The organism is Amycolatopsis sp. NPDC051903, assembly GCF_044452505.1.
Classification (GTDB): domain Bacteria; phylum Actinomycetota; class Actinomycetes; order Mycobacteriales; family Pseudonocardiaceae; genus Amycolatopsis.
Window position 1 is genome coordinate 601,486 of record NZ_JBITBT010000001.1, and the last position, 19,364, is coordinate 620,849.

The 19,364-nt window shown below is 68.9% G+C and carries 17 protein-coding genes; 10 read left to right on the forward strand and 7 right to left on the reverse strand.

Going from position 1 to position 19,364, the window contains the following annotated elements; all coding sequences use genetic code 11:
* Window positions 1-21 precede the first annotated feature (21 nt).
* The 3 genes from ACIA77_RS03060 to ACIA77_RS03070 are packed head-to-tail and all read left to right on the forward strand — an operon-like array spanning window position 22 to window position 2,863.
* Entirely contained in the window at window positions 22-1,281 is a 1,260-nt protein-coding gene (locus tag ACIA77_RS03060) for a hypothetical protein (protein ID WP_395884073.1), read from the forward strand.
* Window positions 1,282-1,794, forward strand: a complete 513-nt coding sequence (locus ACIA77_RS03065; RefSeq protein ID WP_395884074.1) for an AAA family ATPase — start codon at window positions 1,282-1,284, stop codon at window positions 1,792-1,794.
* Between the two features lie 55 nt (window positions 1,795-1,849).
* Complete coding sequence (locus tag ACIA77_RS03070; RefSeq protein WP_395884075.1) at window positions 1,850-2,863, forward strand: YhjD/YihY/BrkB family envelope integrity protein; 1,014 nt, start codon at window positions 1,850-1,852, stop codon at window positions 2,861-2,863.
* On the opposite strand, the gene ACIA77_RS03075 is transcribed toward ACIA77_RS03070, so the two are convergent.
* Window positions 2,860-4,104, reverse strand: a complete 1,245-nt coding sequence (locus ACIA77_RS03075; RefSeq protein ID WP_395884076.1) for a D-alanyl-D-alanine carboxypeptidase family protein — start codon at window positions 4,102-4,104, stop codon at window positions 2,860-2,862. The genes ACIA77_RS03070 and ACIA77_RS03075 overlap by 4 nt on opposite strands.
* A 43-nt stretch (window positions 4,105-4,147) precedes the next feature.
* Here ACIA77_RS03075 and ACIA77_RS03080 point away from each other — a divergent pair, with 43 nt between their 5' ends.
* The gene (locus ACIA77_RS03080) at window positions 4,148-4,411 is read left to right on the forward strand and encodes an SCO4848 family membrane protein (protein WP_395884077.1); all 264 of its coding nucleotides are present in this window, start codon (window positions 4,148-4,150) and stop codon (window positions 4,409-4,411) included.
* A 423-nt stretch (window positions 4,412-4,834) separates the two neighbouring features.
* Here the strand turns inward: ACIA77_RS03080 and ACIA77_RS03085 are convergent, their stop codons facing one another.
* The 5 genes from ACIA77_RS03085 to sdhC form a co-directional block, all read right to left on the reverse strand.
* Window positions 4,835-5,758 carry a hypothetical protein gene (locus ACIA77_RS03085; RefSeq protein WP_395884078.1) on the reverse strand — a complete coding sequence of 308 codons (924 nt, stop codon included), beginning with the start codon at window positions 5,756-5,758 and terminating at the stop codon, window positions 4,835-4,837.
* Window positions 5,759-5,933: 175 nt separating this feature from the next.
* Window positions 5,934-6,704: a succinate dehydrogenase iron-sulfur subunit gene (locus tag ACIA77_RS03090; protein WP_395884079.1), complete on the reverse strand. Its 771-nt coding sequence runs from the start codon at window positions 6,702-6,704 to the stop codon at window positions 5,934-5,936.
* Window positions 6,704-8,458 (reverse strand): succinate dehydrogenase flavoprotein subunit, encoded by a 1,755-nt coding sequence (gene sdhA, locus ACIA77_RS03095; protein ID WP_395884080.1) that lies wholly within the window; start codon window positions 8,456-8,458, stop codon window positions 6,704-6,706. The genes ACIA77_RS03090 and sdhA overlap by 1 nt, the downstream gene beginning before the upstream one ends.
* A 36-nt stretch (window positions 8,459-8,494) precedes the next feature.
* On the reverse strand, window positions 8,495-8,911 hold the full coding sequence (locus tag ACIA77_RS03100) for a succinate dehydrogenase hydrophobic membrane anchor subunit (RefSeq protein ID WP_204091581.1): 417 nt from the start codon (window positions 8,909-8,911) through the stop codon (window positions 8,495-8,497).
* 2 nt (window positions 8,912-8,913) lie between these two features.
* Window positions 8,914-9,357, reverse strand: coding sequence for a succinate dehydrogenase, cytochrome b556 subunit (gene sdhC / locus ACIA77_RS03105; RefSeq protein ID WP_395884081.1), 444 nt, complete (start codon window positions 9,355-9,357; stop codon window positions 8,914-8,916).
* A gap of 693 nt (window positions 9,358-10,050) precedes the next feature.
* On the opposite strand from sdhC, the gene ACIA77_RS03110 reads away from it, so the two are divergent.
* From ACIA77_RS03110 to ACIA77_RS03135, 6 genes are all read left to right on the forward strand, one after another.
* Window positions 10,051-11,193, forward strand: a complete 1,143-nt coding sequence (locus tag ACIA77_RS03110) for a BMP family protein (protein ID WP_395884082.1) — start codon at window positions 10,051-10,053, stop codon at window positions 11,191-11,193.
* Between the two features lie 78 nt (window positions 11,194-11,271).
* The gene (locus ACIA77_RS03115) at window positions 11,272-12,840 is read left to right on the forward strand and encodes an ABC transporter ATP-binding protein (RefSeq protein WP_395884083.1); all 1,569 of its coding nucleotides are present in this window, start codon (window positions 11,272-11,274) and stop codon (window positions 12,838-12,840) included.
* Window positions 12,837-13,937, forward strand: coding sequence for an ABC transporter permease (locus ACIA77_RS03120; protein ID WP_395884084.1), 1,101 nt, complete (start codon window positions 12,837-12,839; stop codon window positions 13,935-13,937). The genes ACIA77_RS03115 and ACIA77_RS03120 overlap by 4 nt, the downstream gene beginning before the upstream one ends.
* 47 nt (window positions 13,938-13,984) lie before the next feature.
* On the forward strand, window positions 13,985-15,217 hold the full coding sequence (locus tag ACIA77_RS03125) for an ABC transporter permease (protein WP_395884324.1): 1,233 nt from the start codon (window positions 13,985-13,987) through the stop codon (window positions 15,215-15,217).
* A complete protein-coding gene (locus tag ACIA77_RS03130) occupies window positions 15,217-15,606 on the forward strand; it encodes a cytidine deaminase (RefSeq protein ID WP_395884085.1) in 390 nt (129 codons plus the stop codon). Before ACIA77_RS03125 ends, ACIA77_RS03130 begins: the two co-directional genes overlap by 1 nt.
* Complete coding sequence (locus ACIA77_RS03135) at window positions 15,603-16,880, forward strand: thymidine phosphorylase (protein WP_395884086.1); 1,278 nt, start codon at window positions 15,603-15,605, stop codon at window positions 16,878-16,880. Before ACIA77_RS03130 ends, ACIA77_RS03135 begins: the two co-directional genes overlap by 4 nt.
* Window positions 16,881-18,187: 1,307 nt before the next feature.
* Here the strand turns inward: ACIA77_RS03135 and ACIA77_RS03140 are convergent.
* Window positions 18,188-19,282, reverse strand: coding sequence for a PA containing protein (locus tag ACIA77_RS03140; RefSeq protein ID WP_395884087.1), 1,095 nt, complete (start codon window positions 19,280-19,282; stop codon window positions 18,188-18,190).
* Window positions 19,283-19,364: the final 82 nt, after the last annotated feature.

Consider the following 19,364-nt stretch of genomic DNA (forward strand, 5'->3'; position numbering starts at 1 on the left):
GCCATTTGTCGGGGGACAAAGGTGAAACTGAAAACAGGCGCGTGGCTCCTCGCTGCCTCCGTGCTGGCCGCCGGCTGCGGAACGTCCACTCCGGACACCCAGTCGGCCTCGCCGGTGGGCGACGGCCAGACGACGACGCGGCCCGGGTACGAGGGCGCCACCGATCCGGATCCGGCGCCCGTCAAGGAAAAGGCGAACGCACAGGCCGTGCGGTTCGGCGGCAAGCCGGTGATCGAGGCGTGCAACCTCCTGTCGTGGACCGACCTGACTTCGCTCGGGGTGAAGGTCGACCCGCGGCCGGACCCGAACATCGTCAACTTCCAGCGCAGCTACCTCGTCGGTGACGGCTCGGGTCTCCTCAAGACCTCCGCCATCACCTACGCGAAGGCCGACGGCCTGGCGCTCAACAAGTGCAACTACAGCCTCCGCTCCGCGGACGGCACGCTGCAGGAGACCCTCGCGGTCGCGGTGTCGCAGCCCGCGTACGTGCCCTCGGCCGCCGGGGCGGCCGCGGCCTACGACGGCGTGCACCCGAGTATCGCGCTCGGCTCGGTCAGGTTGTTCTCGAAGCGCCGCGACGTCCCGGAGCCCGACGCGTCCGGCGAGGCGGCCGTGGTCCTCGGTGACACCGTGGCCAGCTTCGACTTCGACCTCAAGGGCGCCGGCAACGCGGGCAAGCTGCAGGACATCGCCAAGCGCGTCATGCAGAACCTCCAGGCGCAGGCCGACCACCCCGTCGGCCCGAGCACGATCGACTACTCGAGCCCGGTGTTCCCGCAGCCGGTCGCTCAGCCGTGCCCGCTGCTCACACCCGACGTCGTCACTCCGGCGATCGGCGCGGACGCCTCGCCCCTCGTCTCGGAGATGCCGGGCACCTCGGTCGGCGACGTCGTCTTCCCGCACGAGACGCAGCCGTACAACTACGTGGCCCTCGAGTGCGCACGCGGCACCGGCCAGGACGACGCGCTCTCCCGCAAGGCACTCGCGCTGCGGGTCACGAGTTTCCTGTCCGAGGAGGGGGCGAAGAAGTACGTCGAGAACACCGCGGGCGCGCACGGCGGGCAGGCCACGACGGCCCCGGTCGGCGACGAATCGAAGATCATGACCGACACCCTGTCGGTGAAGACCCGCGGCGTGCTGATCTTCCGCAAGGGCCGCTTCGCCTTCGAGCTGCAGCTGGCCGATCACGACGGACATCCCGACGGGCTCACGCTCGAGGAGGCCACCAGCGCGCTCGGGCCCGCCGGGCAGAAGATCGCGCAGAGCTTCCGCGGGGTCTAGGTGCGGTTGATCGTCCTCAACGGACCGCCCGCCATCGGCAAGTCGACCGTGGCGGAGCGGTTCGCCGAGGAGCACCCGCCGACGCTGAACCTCGACGTCGACCGCGTCCGCTCACTCGTCGGCGGCTGGCGCGAGCGGCCGCGCGAGTCGGGCGTCGCCGCGCGTGAACTGGCGCTCGCCGCCGCCCGCGAACACCTGGCGGCGGGTCACGACGTGGTGGTCCCGCAGCTGCTCGCCCGCCCGGAGTTCCTGGTGCGGCTTGAAGAACTCGCCCGCGACGTCGGCGCGGAGTTCTTCGAGATCGTCCTCTGGGACACCCGCGACAACGTGCTGCGCCGCTTCGCCGAGCGCCCGCCGCGGCCCGAGCACCACGAAACCGGTACCGCCGACGTCGCCGCGCTGTACGACCGGCTCGAAACGTTCCTCGCGACGCGGCCGCACGCGCGGGTCGTCGAGACGTCCTCCGGCCGGGTGGACGACGCGTACCGCGCCTTCCTGACCAGCGTCGCCTGACCCGCGCGGGCCCGCTCGCGTTGCGGCCCTCACCCACCGTGGTTAGCGTTTTACGGTGGCGAACAAAAACGGTGACCAGGAGAAGCTGCTGCCTCGGCTGCGGCGGAAGTACCCGTGGCTGGATCACCTGATCCGAGCCAACGAATCCTTCGGCGAGCACTACGGCAACCACTACGCCGCCGCCATCACGTACTTCAGCGTGCTGTCGGTGTTCCCCATCTTCATGGTGGCGTTCACCGTCATCGGCAAGGTCGTGGGCGGCAACCAGGCCGTGATCGGCAAGATCACCGACGGGATCAAGAACTCGGTGCCGGAAGGCCTGCAGGACCTCGTCATGACCATCGTGAACGCCGCCATCTCTTCGGGCAGCGGCATCGGGATCTTCGGTCTGCTGCTGGCTCTTTACTCGGGTATCGGCTGGATGTCGAACCTGCGCGACGCCCTCACGGCGCAGTGGGGCCAGGAGAAGAAGCAGCAGCCGTTCGTGAAGACGACCATCAAGGACCTGCTGTCGTTGGTCGGCCTGGGCATCGCGCTCATCGTGTCGTTCGCTGTGACGGCCGCGGGCAGCGGTGTCGGCCAGTACTTGCTGGAGCTGGTCGGCCTTCAGGACCAGACGTGGGCGGTCTGGGTGCTGCGGGTGGCCACGATCATCCTCGGCCTGGCCGCCAACGCGCTCGTGTTCCTGTGGGTCATCGCGCGCCTGCCGCGTGAGCACGTGGCGATGCGCAGCGCGGTGAAGGGCGCGATCGTCGCCGCGATCGGGTTCGTGATCCTGCAGCAGGTCGCCACGATCTACCTGAAGAGCGTGACGCAGTCGCCGGCCGCCGCCATCTTCGGCCCGATCATCGGTCTGCTGGTGTTCGCGAACCTCGTGTCGCGCTTCCTGCTGCTCGTGACGGCGTGGACGGCGACGGCGCGCGAGAACCAGCGCAAGGTCGTGCGCCCGCCGGCGCCGGTGCTGCTGGAGCCGCGGGTGACCGTCCAGCGCGGGTTCGGCATGGGTGCCGCCGCGGGGGTGTTCGGCGTGGGTGCCCTGCTCGGCTGGTTCGGGCGCCGGAAGAGCTAGTCCCGCGCCTGCTTCTTGCGCTGGTACCCGATCACGAACCCGGCGACGATGACGACGAACACCACCAGCGTGAGGATCCAGCCCGTGGTGCCGAACGGGTCGTTCTTCGCCGGTGTGGCGGCTGATCCGGTACCCGCGGCGGCGACGTTGGCCGGGGGAGCGGGCGGTGCCGTCGCGACGAGTGCTTCGTACGCGATGCGCCCGACCGGCGCCGCGTGGTCCTCCTGCAGCGCGAAACCGTAGTCGAGCAGCTTCGCCGCCTGGTCGACGACCTTCGTGGGCCGCTGCTCGGCGCGCATCATCACGACGGCGAGGCGGTGGCCGTCGCGCTGCGCGGCGCCGACGTAGGTGTGGCGGGCGTCGTCGGTGAAACCCGTTTTACCGCCGAGGAAACCGGGGTAGACGCCGAGGAGCTTGTTGTCGTTGTAGACCGGGATGGGCGGTTTCCCGCCGATCGCCGGGATCGTGTACGCCTTCGTGGCGACGGCCTGCGCGAACTCCTGCTGCTTCATCGCGTAGTGGAAGATCAGGCTCAGGTCGTACGCCGAGGTCGACATGCCGGGACCGTCGAGGCCCGACGGCGTCGCCGCGCGCGTGTCGGTCGCGCCGATGCGCTTGGCGAGCAGGTTCATCTTCGTGGTGGTCACGTCGACGCCGCCGAGCGCCGTGGCGAACGCGTGGGCGACGTCGTTGCCCGAGTGCATCAGCAGGCCGTGCAGCAGCTGGTCGACGGTGTAGTGCCCGCCGGCGACGATGCCGACGCAGGTGCACTCCTGCTCGGCGTCCTCCTTCGTCGGCACCACGATCTGGTCGGGCTTGAGCTCCGTGGTGACGACGAGCGCCAGCAACGTTTTGATGAGCGACGCGGGCCGCTCCCGCGCGTGCGGGTCCTTCGCCGCGATGACGTCGCCGGTGTCGAGGTCCTGCACGAGCCAGGAAGCGGCCGTGTCGCCGTCCGGCGGGTTGAGCGCGCCCTCGGGCAGGACCAGCCCGCAGCCGCCCATCCGGTTCCCGCCGACGGGTTCGGCCGGCACGGGCAGTGGCGCCGGGGAAGGCTCGCCCGGTGCGGGCTTCTCCGACGTGTCCACTGGGGGCGGCGGAGCGGCGCGGTCCGCGCACGGCTGGGCTTGCGCGGGCGCGGGTGTGGCCGCCGTCGCGGCGGCGGGCGCGGCGACGGCGAGGAAGCCGGCGGTGAGCGTCGCGGCGAGGACCCGAAGTGACGTGGGGAATGCGCTGTGCACCCACGCAATCTAGCGTCGCGGCGCCGCGCGCATACTCAAGGACATGCGTATTACGCGAGGTACAGCTATCTTCTTTCTCGCCTTCGGGGTGTGGTCCTGGATCATCTGGATCACCTTCGCCAAGAACCTCTGGGCGAGCGACCAGTCCTGGGCGGCGGACGGCTCCGTCACCGGGTACTTCATCGTGCACGCCGTGCTGACGGTCGTTTCCTTCGTGCTCGGCACGATCATCGGCGTCATCGGCTGGCGGGCGCTGCGGGCTTCGCGCGCCACCCGATCGAAGGAACAGAGCTCCGCCGACGCCTGAGTTCGGCCCGTTCGGCGGTGTGTCGCAGTTGCCGGCACCCACCGCTCTGCTGGCGCGCCCGTTCGGTGCGTGCGCCCGGACGGACCCGCGGCCGCACCACTGACCACCGGAGCCGACCTCGCGACGTGCGGTTCAGCCGCGCGCATTGCTTCGGCGAAGGAGAAACACGGCCTCCGGTCATGGCTTGGTGAATGCACCCGACGCCGCTCGGTAACCGGATTTCCCACGGGGTGGCCCACCATGCCGACCGGCTGAGGAGGGGGTAAGGTCAGCGCACCCGGAGGGCCGCGGAGAAGGCGGCTCGGTAATGTGAATGGACTTCGTATGCACGGCGGCGGCTCCGAAACGGGTGGGAACTGATCGGTCATCCGATCGCACACCCGAAAAGGGCCCGGAGCCTCGGCTCCGGGCCCTTTTCCGTCCTCAGCCCTGACGCGAGTAATCCGCGATGAACCCCATCCGGTGAGCCATCTTCGGGTTCGCGGCGGAGAACTCCACGATGACGTCCTTGCCCTGGCGGATCCGCCGCAGCCCCTGCGCCCCTTGGTTCCGGACCACGAACATGCTGTCGTGTTTGACGTTGCGGAAGACCACGCGGTGCTCGAACTTGCTGACCTCCTTGGTGAACAGCACGTCGAACGCCTCGGGTTCCGCGCCCGTCATCAAATCCACCGAGTACTTCGGCCACGTCCATTCGACGGTGACCACATCGCCCTCCTGCACCGCGGTGCCGAGGTGGATGTACAGGTCCAGTTTCGGTTTCCCGTTCGACGAAGAGGACCAGATGGACGTCGCATTGGCGCGGGTCCGTTGGTCGAGGTCTTCCGGTCCGGCGTGGAAAGCCTTGCACTCGACCAGCCGCCGGCCGCGTTCCGACAACGGCGTGGAGCCGTAGTAAACGAGGTTCACCGAAAGGTAGCGGGGAACGTTGTCGTTCGCCTCGTGGAGCACGAGCACCCGGCGGCAGAACGCGTCGCCGTTGTCTTCGATGATCACCTCCTGCTTCCACTCCTGGACGGAGATGGGCTTGCGCGTGCGCACGGCGAGCGCGTCGGCGTAGTTGTGCAGAAGTTCTTCGCTGTGCTGCACTCGCGTACGCAGTTTGTGGGTTCCGGCGAAGGAAATCGCGCTCGCGATGACGAACAACCCGCCCGCGATGCTGGCGAAGGTCGTGCGCAACCACTCCATGCCGAGCACCTCGCCGAGCAGCCCCACGCTGCCGAGGGCGGCGACCGCCGCGGCGAACACCCGCAAGTAGCCATACCGGAACACCAGTTCTTCGAGATCGGCGATAAACGGCGCCAAGTGCTGTGAAAGCACCTTCCGCAGTTCCGCACCTGCGCTCATCTGTTCGTTCCCCGTCGCACGACCGTCCGAGACATCGGTAACGCGTAAGAATAGCCCAGTAACGCACGGTCTTGTCAGAGCCGAACAGGCGAGTTATGTCCGAATTTACGGCGGCCAATACGCCGAAAGGCCCCCACCCGGCGAACCCGGTGAGGGCCTCTCGACCACGAATTTCTCAGACGCGCTTGAACAGCAGTGCGCGCTTCACTTCCTGAATGGCCTTCGTCACCTGAATCCCTCGCGGACAGGCGTCCGTGCAGTTGAACGTCGTTCGGCACCGCCAGACACCCTCGGAGTCGTTGAGGATGTCGAGGCGCTCCTCGGCCGCGTCGTCGCGCGAGTCGAAGATGAAGCGGTGCGCGTTGACGATCGCGGCCGGGCCGAAGTACGAGCCGTCGTTCCAGTAGACCGGGCAGGACGACGTGCAGCAGGCGCAGAGGATGCACTTGGTGGTGTCGTCGAAGCGGTCGCGGTCGGCCTGGGACTGGATGCGCTCGCGGGAGGGCTCGTGACCGTAGTTCACGAGGTAGGGCTTCACGGCCCGGTACGCCTCGAAGAACGGGTCCATGTCGACGTAGAGGTCCTTGAGCGTCGTCAGGCCCTTGATCGGCGCGATGGAGATGACGGTCTTCTTGCCGTCCTTCTCGAGCAGGTCCTTCATGAGCACCTTGCAGGCCAAACGGTTGATCCCGTTGATCTGCATGGCGTCCGAACCGCACACGCCGTGGGCGCACGAACGGCGGAACGAGAACGTCCCGTCGACGTAGTCCTTGATGTAGAACAGCAGGTTCAGCACGCGGTCGGTCGGCTGGGCCGGGACGTCGTAGGACTCCCAGTGCGGCTCGTTGTCGACCTCCGGGTTGAAGCGGAGGATCTTCAGCGTGACCGTGATCGGCTGGTGCTCCTGCGCCCCCGCCGGAGCTTCTTCGGTGGTTGCCGCAGTCATCAGTACTTCCGCTCCATCGGTTCGTAACGCGTGAAGGTCACCGGCTTGTAGTCGAGGCGGATGTCCGACGACAACCCCTCGCCCTGCTTGTACGCCATCGTGTGCCGCATGAAGTTCGTGTCGTCGCGGTTCGGGTAGTCCTCGCGGGCGTGGCCGCCGCGCGACTCCTTGCGCGCCAGCGCGCCCACGATGAGGACCTCCGCCAGCTCCAGCAGGAAGCCCAGCTCGACGGCCTCGAGCAGGTCGGTGTTGTACCGCTTGCCCTTGTCCGCCACGGTGATCCGGCCGTAGCGCTCCTTGAGCGCCTGGATGTCGGTCAGCGCCTGCTTGAGCGTGTCTTCGGTGCGGTACACCGAAGCGTGCGAGTCCATCGTCTGCTGCATTTCCTTGCGGATGTCGGCGACGCGCTCGTCACCGTGCTCGGAAAGCAGCCCCGCCAGCTGGTCCTCGACCAGCTGGGTCGGCAGCTCGGGCAGCTCCACGTGCTCGTGCGCCAGCGCGTACTCCGCGGCGGCGATGCCGGCGCGGCGGCCGAACACGTTGATGTCCAGCAGCGAGTTGGTGCCGAGGCGGTTGGAACCGTGCACCGACACGCAGGCGACCTCGCCGGCCGCGTACAGGCCCGGGATCACGTTTTCGTTGTCGCGCAGGGCTTCGCCGTGGATGTTGGTCGGGATCCCGCCCATCACGTAGTGGCACGTCGGGAAGACCGGCACCGGCTCCTTCACCGGGTCGACACCCAGGTAGGTGCGCGAGAACTCGGTGATGTCCGGCAGCTTGGTCTCGAGGACCTCCACCGGCAGGTGCGTGACGTCGAGGACCACGTAGTCCTTGTTCGGGCCCATGCCGCGGCCCTGCAGCACCTCCTGGACCATCGAGCGGGCGACGATGTCGCGCGGCGCCAGGTCCTTGATGGTGGGGGCGTAGCGCTCCATGAACCGCTCGCCGTCGGCGTTGCGCAGGATCCCGCCTTCGCCGCGGACGGCTTCGGAGATCAGGATGCCCAGGCCCGCGAGGCCGGTCGGGTGGAACTGGAAGAACTCCATGTCCTCCAGCGGCAGGCCCTTGCGGAAGATGATGCCGAGGCCGTCACCGGTGAGGGTGTGGGCGTTCGACGTCGTCTTGAAGATCTTGCCCGCGCCACCGGTCGCGAACACGATCGACTTGGCCTGGAAGACGTGCAGCTCGCCGGTGGCCAGCTCGTAGGCGACGACGCCGGAGGCGACCGGGTTGCCGTTCTCGTCTTCGCTGGTGACGAGGTCCAGCACGTAGAACTCGTTGTAGAACTCGGTGCCGTACTTGACGCAGTTCTGGTACAGCGTCTGGAGGATCATGTGGCCGGTGCGGTCCGCGGCGTAGCAGGCGCGGCGCACGGCCGCCTTGCCGTGGTCGCGGGTGTGCCCGCCGAAGCGGCGCTGGTCGATCTTGCCCTCGGGCGTGCGGTTGAAGGGCAGGCCCATCTTCTCCAGGTCGAGGACCGCGTCGATGGCCTCCTTGGCCATGATCTCCGCCGCGTCCTGGTCGACCAGGTAGTCACCGCCCTTGACGGTGTCGAAGGTGTGCCACTCCCAGTTGTCCTCCTCGACGTTCGCCAGCGCGGCGCACATGCCGCCCTGGGCCGCGCCGGTGTGGGACCGCGTCGGGTACAGCTTCGTGAGGACCGCGGTGCGGGCGCGCTGGCCGGCTTCGATGGCCGCGCGCATGCCGGCGCCGCCGGCGCCGACGATCACCACGTCGTACTTGTGGAACTGCATGGGAAAGAACTCCGCTACGTGTGGTGGTGGGTGCGCCTAGCTGGCGGGCATCTCGGGGTCGAACGTGAAGATCACCAGCGTGCCGACGGCCAGGATCAGGACCATCGAGACGTACAGCAGGATCTTCAGCCAGAACCGCGTGTTGTCCTTGCGCGCGTAGTCGTCGATGATCGTGCGCAGTCCGTTGCCGCCGTGGATCTCGGCGAGCCACAACATCGCGAGGTCCCAGAACTGCCAGAACGGCGAAGCCCAGCGGCCGGCGACGAAGCCCCAGTTGATGCGGTGCACGCCGCCGTCGAGGATGTTCATGATCAGCAGGTGTCCGAGCACCAGGATGATCAGCGCGAGGCCCGAGATGCGCATGAACAGCCAGCTGTAGAGCTCTTTGTTGCTGCGCCGGGCGGCCGGGCGCCGCGGCTGGCGCGGCGATTCGATGACGAGTTGGTCGGCCATGATCAGGCACCCCCGAAGAGCATTTCAGCGGTGCGCTTCAGCATGAAGAACGCACCCGGAACCATCACGACGACCCACACGACGCCGATCACCCACAACATCGGCTTCTGGTACTTCGGGCCCTTGGCCCAGAAGTCGACCAGCATGACGCGGATGCCGTTGAGGGCGTGGAAGAGGACCGCGCCGACGAGACCGACCTCGAGCAGGTTCACGATCGGGGTCTTGTACGTCTCGATCACCTGGTCGTAGGTGTTCGGCGACACGCGGACGAGCGCGGTGTCGAGCACGTGCACGAACAGGAAGAAGAATGTCAGCACGCCGGTGATGCGGTGCAGCACCCAGGACCACATACCGGGGTCGCCCCGGTAGAAGGTCCCCTGCCGGCGTGAGGCACCCGCCCGATCGCTCGCTCCCGCCTCAGTGGCGGTGCTCGCCGTGGTGGACATCGGTGAACGGCCTCCAACGTCATCTGTTGTGCCCGGGTGACCGGTGAGGTCCGCACTCGCTTCCGGGTCGGTCCACTGGGGACAACTCCGGCAGCGGTGCCGAGATCTAGGGCCATCGAGCGTGGATGAGTGGATGCTAGACCCGCCTTCCCGACCCGGCTCACCTCCGGGTTCGTCTCTGTGATGGACCAGACACCGGGAGCGTCGCGGACCACTCGGGCGTGTGGCGCCGACCACGTACCGGACGCCATTCGCAGACGATCCGACCTGGGGGTTTCCGGCCCGGTCAGTTCGATTCAGCAAAGCGATTCCAGGGCTTTCGGCGAGGAAAAAGGGCGGTCGGGAAGGCGCTTTCGTGAGGTTCGCTACGCCCGGTTCGAGCGGTCGCGCGAGAGGGCTCGGCGAAGGGGGGACGAAGATCGTCCGGACGCGTTCCGGAGCCCTCGCGACGCCGCCGTGGAACCGGTTCGAAGTGACTCCAGGTGACCCCACGCCGGAACCAGTTGATCACCGTAAGTACACGATCGGTCGCGAATCGGACCCCTGAGTAAACGTTTGTGTTACGTAGCGTGCCTTTCCTATGGCGCCCGTCTGGCGGTTGGGTACGGTCTGGCGGTTGAACTCGGCACCGGTGCCGGGTCGATCTCGATTCGTCCGCTGGATCAGCGGGGAGGGAGACACACGTTGCGTCGCATGCGTGGAACCGCGCTGGCCGCCGCGACCATGGCCGGGGTCCTCACCTTGGCAGGGTGCGCGAAGGACACCGGCGGGAGCAGCAGCAACACCGCCTCGGGGGGCGGCTCGGACACGAGCTGCGTCACCGCGCCGAAGCCGCCGGCAGCTCCGGCCGCCGCCACCACGAGCAGCTCGTCCGGCGAGAAGGTCGACGGCAGCAAGCTCAAGGTCGGCCTGGCCTTCGACATCGGCGGCCGGGGTGACGCCTCGTTCAACGACGCGGCCGCCGCCGGCGTCGACAAGGCGAAGTCGGAGCTCGGCATCACGACGGTGAGCGAGAGCACCGCGAGCCCGAACGAGAGCGAAGCCGCGAAGCAGCAGCGCCTCGAGCAGATGGCCGACCAGGGCCTGAACCCGATCATCGCGGTCGGCTTCGCCTACGCGCCTTCCGTGGGGGTCGTCGCGCCGAAGCACCCGAACACCAAGTTCGCGATCGTCGACGACGACACCATCAAGGCTCCCAACGTGACGCCGCTGGTGTTCGCCGAAGAGCAGGGCTCGTTCCTGGCCGGCGTCGCCGCCGTCTACAAGAGCAAGAGCTGCCACATCGGCTTCGTCGGTGGCGTGAACACGCCGCTGATCCAGAAGTTCGAGGCCGGCTTCCTGCAGGGCGCGAAGGCCGTGTCGAACAAGGTCAAGATCGAGGACGAGTACCTGACCCCGGCCGGTGACTTCTCCGGCTTCCAGGACCCGGCCAAGGGCAACGTGAAGGCCGCCGCCGAGATCAACAACGGCGCGGACGTGATCTACCACGCCGCCGGCGCCTCCGGTAAGGGCGTGTTCGACGCCGCGAAGACGTCGGGCAAGGCGTTGGCCATCGGGGTCGACTCCGACCAGTACAACCAGGCCACCGTCGCCGCCGACAAGGACATCATCCTCACCTCGATGATGAAGCGCGTGGACGTCGCCGTGTTCGACTTCCTGCAGGCCGACGCGAAGGGCGACCTCAGCGTGCTGCCGAAGCGCTTCGACCTGAAGGTCGACGGCGTCGGCTACGCCACCTCGGGTGGCAAGGTCGACGACATCAAGGACGTGCTGGACGGGTACAAGGCCCAGATCATCTCGGGCGCTATCCAGGTTTCGGACAAGCCGACCAAGTAGTACACAGACGTGTCGGGGCTCGGAAGGATCTTCCTTCCGGGCCCTCACGCGTTTCGACCAGAACTGGATGTCCAACCGATGAGCACTGCCGAGGCCGATGCCGTCCCCGATCGGGGCACCCCGGCCGTCCAGCTGACCGGGATCACCAAACGCTTCCCGGGTGTGGTCGCCAACTCCGACGTCAACCTCACCGTGGCCGCGGGCGAGGTGCACGCCCTCTGCGGCGAGAACGGCGCGGGCAAGTCGACCCTGATGAAGATCCTGTACGGGATGCAACAGCCCGACGAAGGCACGATCGCGATCAACGGCACCGAGCTGAAGCTGCGCAACCCGCAGGACGCCATCCGGGCCGGGATCGGCATGGTGCACCAGCACTTCATGCTCGCCGACAACCTCACGGTGGCCGAGAACGTGTTCCTCGGCGGCGAGGCGCTCCACGGCATCGGGCGCGCGGCGCGCGCCCGGCTGGCGAAGCTGTCGCAGCAGACCGGGTTGCACGCCAAGCCGGATCAGCTGCTGGAGGAGCTCGGCGTGGCCGAGCGCCAGCGCGTCGAGATCGTGAAGGTGCTCTACCGCGGCGCCAAGATCATCATCCTCGACGAGCCGACCGCCGTGCTCGTTCCGCAGGAGGTCGACGCGCTGTTCGCCACGGTCCGCGAGATGCAGGCCGACGGTTACACGTTCCTCTTCATCTCCCACAAGCTCGACGAGGTGCGCGCGATCGCCGACACGGTCACGGTGATCCGGCGTGGCACCACCGTCGGCACGGCCGATCCGAGGACCATCACGAGCCGCGAACTGGCGGAGATGATGGTGGGTTCGGAGCTGCCGAGCCCGGAGACGCGCGAGTCGACGGTGACCGACCGGGACGTGCTGCGCGTGACCGGCCTGCAGATGACCGCGCTGAACTCCGAGCGGCGCATCCTCGACGACATCGACTTCACGGTGCACGCCGGTGAGGTGCTCGGCATCGCGGGCGTCGAGGGCAACGGCCAGACCGAGCTCGTCGAAGCGATCATGGGCATGCGCAAGACGAGCGGTGGGCACGTCGAGCTCGCCGAGGCCGACGGCCGTACCCACGACCTGGTGAAGCTGGGCACGCTCGCCCGGCGCGAGGCGGGCATCGGCTACATCGCCGAAGACCGCACGCGCCACGGCCTTCTGCTCACGCAACCGTTGTGGGCCAACCGGATCCTCGGTTACCAGACCCGCAAACCCGTCTCCAGCGGGCGGCTGCTCGACATCGCCGGCGCGCGCCGGGACACCGAGCGCATCGTGCGGGAGTACGACGTGCGCACGCCGGGCATCGACGTGCCGGCAGCCGCGCTGTCGGGCGGCAACCAGCAGAAGCTGATCGTCGGGCGCGAGCTGTCCGGGAACCCGGTGCTGCTCATCGCGTCGCACCCGACGCGCGGCGTCGACGTCGGCGCGCAGGCCCTGATCTGGGAGCAGATCCGCCAGGCTCGCGCCGACGGCCTGGCCGTGCTGCTGATCTCCGCCGACCTCGACGAGCTGATCGGCCTGTCCGACACGATCCGCGTGATGCTGCGCGGGCGGCTCGTGAGCGAGGCGAACCCCGCGACGGTGACCCCGCAGGAACTCGGTTCCGCCATGACCGGCGCCGAAGAAGGTGAAGAAGTCCAATGAGTTCGTGGCGCACGCGGCTGCTGCCGCCTCTGCTCGCGATCGTGTTCGCCGTGGTGCTGTCGGCGATCGCGCTCGTCATCTCCGGCGCCGACCCGTTGCAGGCGTACGGAACCATGGTGGGGCAGCTGTTCAAGGGCTCCACCGCCGTCGACACGGTGAACCTCGCGACGGTCTACTACCTGTCCGGGCTCGCGGTGGCCATCGGCTTCCAGATGAACCTGTTCAACATCGGCGTCGAGGGCCAGTACCGCTTCGCGGCGATCGTCGCGGCCATCATCGGTGGCGCGCTGCAGCTGCCGCCGGTCATCCACACGATCGTGATCCTGATCGTCGCGGTCCTCGCCGGCGCGCTGTACGCGACGATCCCCGCGGTGCTTAAGGTGACCCGCGGCGTCAGCGAGGTCATCTCGACGATCATGCTGAACTCGATCGTCGCCGGCATCATCGCGTTCCTCGTCAACGCCGATCAGTTCGGCGTGCAGACCGGCAACAACATCGGCACGCGCACGATCGCGCCGTCCGGCCGGATCCCGGGCATCCCGATCGGCTCGGGGGTGCTGTTCGGGTTCGTGTTCATCGCGATCGCGCTCGGCATCGCGTACTGGTTCATGCTCAACCGCACGCGCTTCGGCTTCGAGCTCAAGGCCAGCGGTGAGTCGTCCACGGCCGCGACGGCCGGCGGCGTCAGTGCTACGCGGATGACGCTGATCGCGATGATCCTCTCGGGCGCCGTGGCCGGTCTGGTCGCCATGCCGGAGCTGCTCGGCCGCGACTACAGCTACGGCATCACCTCGACGCAGATGTACGGCTTCACCGGCATCGCCGTCGCGCTGCTGGGCCGCAACCACCCCGGCGGCATCGCGTTCGGCGCGCTGCTGTGGGCGTTCCTCGACACCTCGGCGGTGTCGCTGGAGCAGATCAACGTGTCCAAGGAGATCGCGACGATCATGCAGGGGGTCATCGTGCTGTCGGTCGTCGTCGCGTACGAGATCGTGCGCCGCGCCGACCTGGCTGCCGAGCAACGCAGGGTGGGCCGGGCACTCGGCCGCAACGGGCGCAAGACCTCATCCGTCGCGGAAGGCGGTGCGGTGCTGTGAGCCAGGTGACGGAGTTCTCCCGCCCGGAGCCCGATGCCGGGACGCCGATGCCGGTCGAGCGCCGGCGCCGGCGGGTCCCCGGCTGGCTGCGCGGCGTGATCTGGGCCGTGGTGTCGATCGCGGTGATGTCCACGGCGTCGTACGCGACCGGCGTTTCGGCGCTGACGTCGAGCAACACCGCGTCGACCGCTTTGCGGCTCGCCCTGCCGATCCTGCTGTGCGCGCTGGGCGGTCTGTGGGCCGAGCGCGCGGGCGTGGTCAACATCGGCCTCGAGGGCATGATGATCCTCGGCACGTGGGGCGCGGCCTGGGGCGCGTACTACGGCGGCGTGTGGATCGGCTTGCTGGCGGCCATCGCGTTCGGCGCGCTCGGCGGCCTGCTGCACGCGGTGGCGACGGTGACGTTCAACGTCAACCACATCGTCTCCGGTGTGGCGATCAACCTGCTGGGACTGGGCGTCGCGAAGTACCTCGCGAACCTGATCTTCGAGCCGCTGTCGGGCAACCCGCGGCAGTCGCCGCCGGTGCCGAAGTTCGACACGTACTCCGCTTCGGGCCTGTCCGACTGGCTGGGCACGCTGGAGAACGAGCAGCGCGTGGGCATCTCCGACGTCGCCGGCATCCTGCGCGGGCTCGTCACGGGGGTCGCGCCGCTGACGATGCTCGCGATCATCCTCGTGCCGGTGAGCTACTGGATCCTGTGGCGCACGCGGTTCGGCCTGCGGCTGCGCTCGTGCGGCGAAAACCCGGTGGCGGCGGAGTCGTTGGGTGTCAACGTCTACCGCTACAAGTACGTGGGTGTGCTGATCTCGGGCGGCTTCGCCGGCATGGGTGGCGCTTCGCTGGTGCTGCTCAAGGGCGGCGCGGACTACCTCGAGAACCAGACGAACGGCCGCGGGTACATCGGTCTGGCCGCGATGATCTTCGGCAACTGGCGGCCGGGCGGCCTCCTCGGCGGCGCCGCGCTGTTCGGGTACGCCGACGGTCTCCAGCTCGCCGGTGGCGGTGGGGCGGTGCTCGCGTTGCTGTACGGCGCCGTGATCCTGCTGGCGATCATCGTGGTGGTGCAGCTGATCCGGCGGCAGTGGCTGGCGGCGGCCCTGGGCGTGGTGGGCGCGGGTGTGCTGTACGCGATCTACTGGACGAACGACACGCTGCCGAGCGACCTGATCCCGTACACGGCGCACTTCGTGACGCTGATCGTGCTGGCCGTCGCGTCGCAACGACTACGGCCGCCGAAGGCCGACGGCGCGCCGTACCGGCGAGGTGAAGGCGACTGATGGTTGCCGTGGATTGGGAAGCGCTGCGCGCTTCGGCGGTGTCGGCGGCTGCGCTGGCGTACGCGCCCTACTCGGGCCTGCACGTCGGCGTCGCCGGCGTGGTGGACGACGGCCGCGTCGTAACCGGCTGCAACGTCGAGAACGCTTCGTACGGCTTGGGCCTCTGCGCGGAGTGCACGATGGCCGGCCAGTTGCGGCTCTCCGGCGGCGGCCGCCTGGTCGCCGTCGCGTGCCGAAGCGGTGAGGGGGAGCTGCTCATGCCGTGCGGGCGCTGCCGGCAGATCCTGTTCGAACTCGGCGGGTCCGCGTGCCTGGTGGACACCCCGCGCGGGGTGCTGCCGATGTCGGACGTGCTGCCGGACGCGTTCGGCCCGGAGGACTTGCCGTGACTTTCGCGGCTGTGGACGTCATCCGCACCAAACGCGACGGTGGCCGGTTGTCCGACGCGCAGATCGACTGGGTCGTGGACGCCTACACGCGCGGCGTGGTGGCCGAAGAGCAGATGGCCGCGCTGGCCATGGCGATCTTCCTGCGGGGGATGTCCGCGGAGGAGACCGCCCGCTGGACGCTGGCGATGATCGAGTCGGGCTCACGGCTGTCGTTGCCCGCGTCGCGCCCGACGGTGGACAAGCACTCGACGGGCGGGGTCGGGGACAAGATCACGTTGCCCCTGGCGCCTCTCGTCGCCGCCTGCGGTGCCGCCGTGCCCCAGCTGTCGGGCCGCGGCCTCGGCCACACCGGTGGCACGCTGGACAAACTGGAGTCGATCCCCGGCTGGCGGGCGGCGCTGTCGTTGTCGGAGATCTCCGCGCAGCTGTCCTCGGTGGGCGCGGTCGTCTGCGCGCCCACCGAAGGCCTGGCCCCGGCGGACAAGAAGCTCTACGCCCTGCGCGACGTGACCTCGACGGTGGAGTCGGTGCCGTTGATCGCGTCGTCGATCATGTCGAAGAAGATCGCGGAGGGCGCTTCCGGCTTGGTGCTGGACGTGAAGGCGGGTTCGGGCGCCTTCATGAAAACCGCCGCGGACGCCCGCGCGCTGGCCGCCACTTTGGTCTCGATCGGCGCGGCCCACGGCGTCGCGACGACGGCGCTGATCACGGACATGAACGTGCCGCTGGGCCGGGCCGTCGGCAACGCCGTCGAAGTCGCCGAGTCGGTTGCTGTCTTGCAGGGCGACGGCCCGGCGGACGTGGTCGCGCTGACGGTGGCGCTCGCCCGCGAGATGCTCGCGCTGGCGGGCCTGTCCTCAGTGGATCCCGCCGCGGTACTCGCTTCCGGCGAGGCGTACGAGGTGTGGTGCCGCATGATCACCGCCCAGGGCGGCGACCCCTCGGCCCCACTCCCGACGCCGGCTCACGTGCACGTGGTTCCCGCTCCGGCTTCCGGTGTGCTGGCTTCGCTGGACGCCTACGCCGTCGGCGTCGCCGCCTGGCGCCTGGGCGCCGGGCGCGCCCGCAAGGAGGACCCCGTGCAGGCCGCCGCCGGCGTCCTGTGCCTCGCCAAACCGGGCGACCGGGTGACGGCGGGGGAGCCGTTGCTGGAGCTGCACACGGACACTCCCGCCGCGGTGCCGGGGGCTCTGGAGGCGCTGGCTGGGGCGTTCGCGGTCGCGGATGCTGCGCCGGCTGTGGGGCCGATCGTCTTGGAGACGATCCGGTCGTGAGGTGAGTGGGGTCGCCTCGCGGCGGTCCGGTTGCCGGGGCCGGTCTGGCTGTGGGGCGGGCCGGTTGTCGAGCCGACGATCCGTTCCTGAGTCGGTTCGGCGGAGTACTCGTTGGCGGTGGACTGGGTTCGGTTGCGGTCCGTGGGCTCGTTCGGCGCTGCGCTTGGTCCGGCGAGGTCCGGCTGTCGGCTGGGCCTCGCCTGGGTGTTGTGTGTTGGGCCGGAATCGCCAGGCTTCGTTTGGGCTGTGGGCCGGGACTGCCGGGCTTTGTTTGGCTCTAGCTCGCAGTCACCGGGCTTTGCTTGGGCTGTGGGCCGCCGGGCTTCGTGTGGCTGTGTGCTGGACCGCCGGTTTTGCTTGGGCTCTAGGCCTCGACCGCTGGGCTTGACCTGGGCTGTGGGCTGCATTCGCCGGGCTTCGTGTGGCTGTGTGCTGGACCGCCGGTTTTGCTTGGGCTCTAGGCCTCGACCGCCGGGCTTGACCTGGGCTGAGGGTCGCAGCCGCGGGCTTCGCCTGGGCCCTGGGCTCCAGCCGCCGAGCCTCGCCTGGGCTGCGGGCTGCAACTGCCCGACTCCGCCTGAGCGCCAGGCCGCAGTCGCCGAGCCTCGCCTGCGCTCTAGGCTCAATCGCCGGGCTTCGCTTGGGCTATGGGCCGGAATCGCCGGCCTTCGTTTGGGCTTTGGGCCTCTATCGGCGGGTCTTATACCCGGATGTGTGCCCCGGACCGGACCGCTTCTGCGAGTCGTCCACACCGTCGCCGAGTTGTGGACAGCTTGGCCCGTTCCGGTCTTGGCCAGGGATTTTGTCGGTGGTGGCCGGTAGAATGGGCTCGGGGACGCCCCCCTCGGGAGGGCGGGGGCTTGTCTCGGCCTCCGGGGTGGGTGGCCAGCAGCAGCGGTGGCCGGGTTGTCGCCGGCATTGCGGCGGCTGATCTTCGGCAGTGTCCTCGACTTGGTCCGAACCGGCTTGCCGACTTGGTCCGAAGCGATGTGGTCCGAACCGACGTGGTGCGGTGTCGAGTTCCGCGTCGTGGCAGGTCGGCGCGGTTCCAAGGCGGGCGAGTCGCAGACCTCGGCGGGATGGGGCGAACCCGAGTTGGGTCCAGGCGTCCGGGCCCGGCGGTGGCGTCGTCGTTGTCCGGTTGTCGGTGGCAGGCCGCAGGTAGCCGGCGGACTTGAGCGAGCGGCCCACATCGCTCGCACCTCACCAATTGCCTGCGCCGCCGAGAACCCGCCTCGCCGAACCAACCCCAGACGCGAAAGTGCCCCCACCACCAGGGCGGGGGCACTTCCTCAATCGCTAAGACGTCACTCGCCGGCGGGGTCGTCGGCGTCGGTGCCGTTCTTGGCCTTCGGGTCGGCGGCCTTGGGGGAGCGGCCGTTGCGCGAGCTGCGGCGCGGCTGGCGCGGGGCGGGCGGCGGCGGGGCGATCTGCTGCACGGCGGGCCCACCGCCGAGCATCAGTTCCGCGAAGGTCGCCATGGCCTCGTCGAGCTGGCCGCCGATGCGGCGGACGGACTCGTCGTTCGAGCGGCGGACCAGGGAGTCGACCGAGTCGGTGTCGGGCTGCTTGGACAGCGTGCCCTCGACCTTGGAGAGGCCGGTCTTGATCGAGCCGTCGAGGTCGCCGAGCTGGGAGGCGAAGCCGTCCTCGACCTTGTCGAGGCGGTTGCCCAGGTCGTCGAGGCGCTGGGTGACCGTGTCGAGGCGGGTGACGAGGTTCTCGAGGCGCTCGGACGCGTCCACCATCTCGCCGGTCTCGGTGATCGCGGTGCGCAGCGCGTCGGTCGTGCTGCCGATGCGCTCCTTGGTCGCGCGGTCGAGCTCGTCGACGCGCGAGCGCAGCTCGTGGTCCACCGTCTCGATGCGCTCGCGCAGGTTCGCCTCCGCCAGCTCGATGCGCTCGCGCACGGGGCCCTGCGTGGTCTGCGGGATCGTGTCGAGCTTGCCGTCCTGCTTGTCCAGGTGCCCGCCCAGCTCGTCGAGCCGGCGGTGGATGTTCTGCAGCTTGTCCTCGAGCCCGTCCATCCGGCCCGCGACGCCCTCGAAGCGCGCCGCGACGCCGTCGAGCCGGCCGTCGAGCTGCGCGAACGGCTTGGCCAGCTTGTCCACGATGCTCTCGACGGCGTGCGTGAGGGCCGCGATCGCGTTGTCCTGCGCCTCCAGGCGCGTCATCGCCTCGTCGAGGCGCTCCGCGATCACGCCGACCTCGGTGCGGTCGGGCATCTCGGACAGCCGCTTGCGCACCGCGCCCAGCGAGTCGACCGGCGCGAGCCGGGCGTAGATGTCGTCCAGCGCGTCGAAGATCTGCTGCTGTTCGCTCTCGCGCACCTCGGCCGCGCGCACCAGCATGTTGCGCATCCGGTCGAAGGACGGAGCGGCAATGTGGTTGTCAGTGGTCACTGGCGTGTCCTTCGTCGGCGGGGAAATGGAAGGGACGTGGCCCGAAGCTTATCGACTGAAAAATTGCTGTGTGTGTGGCCCC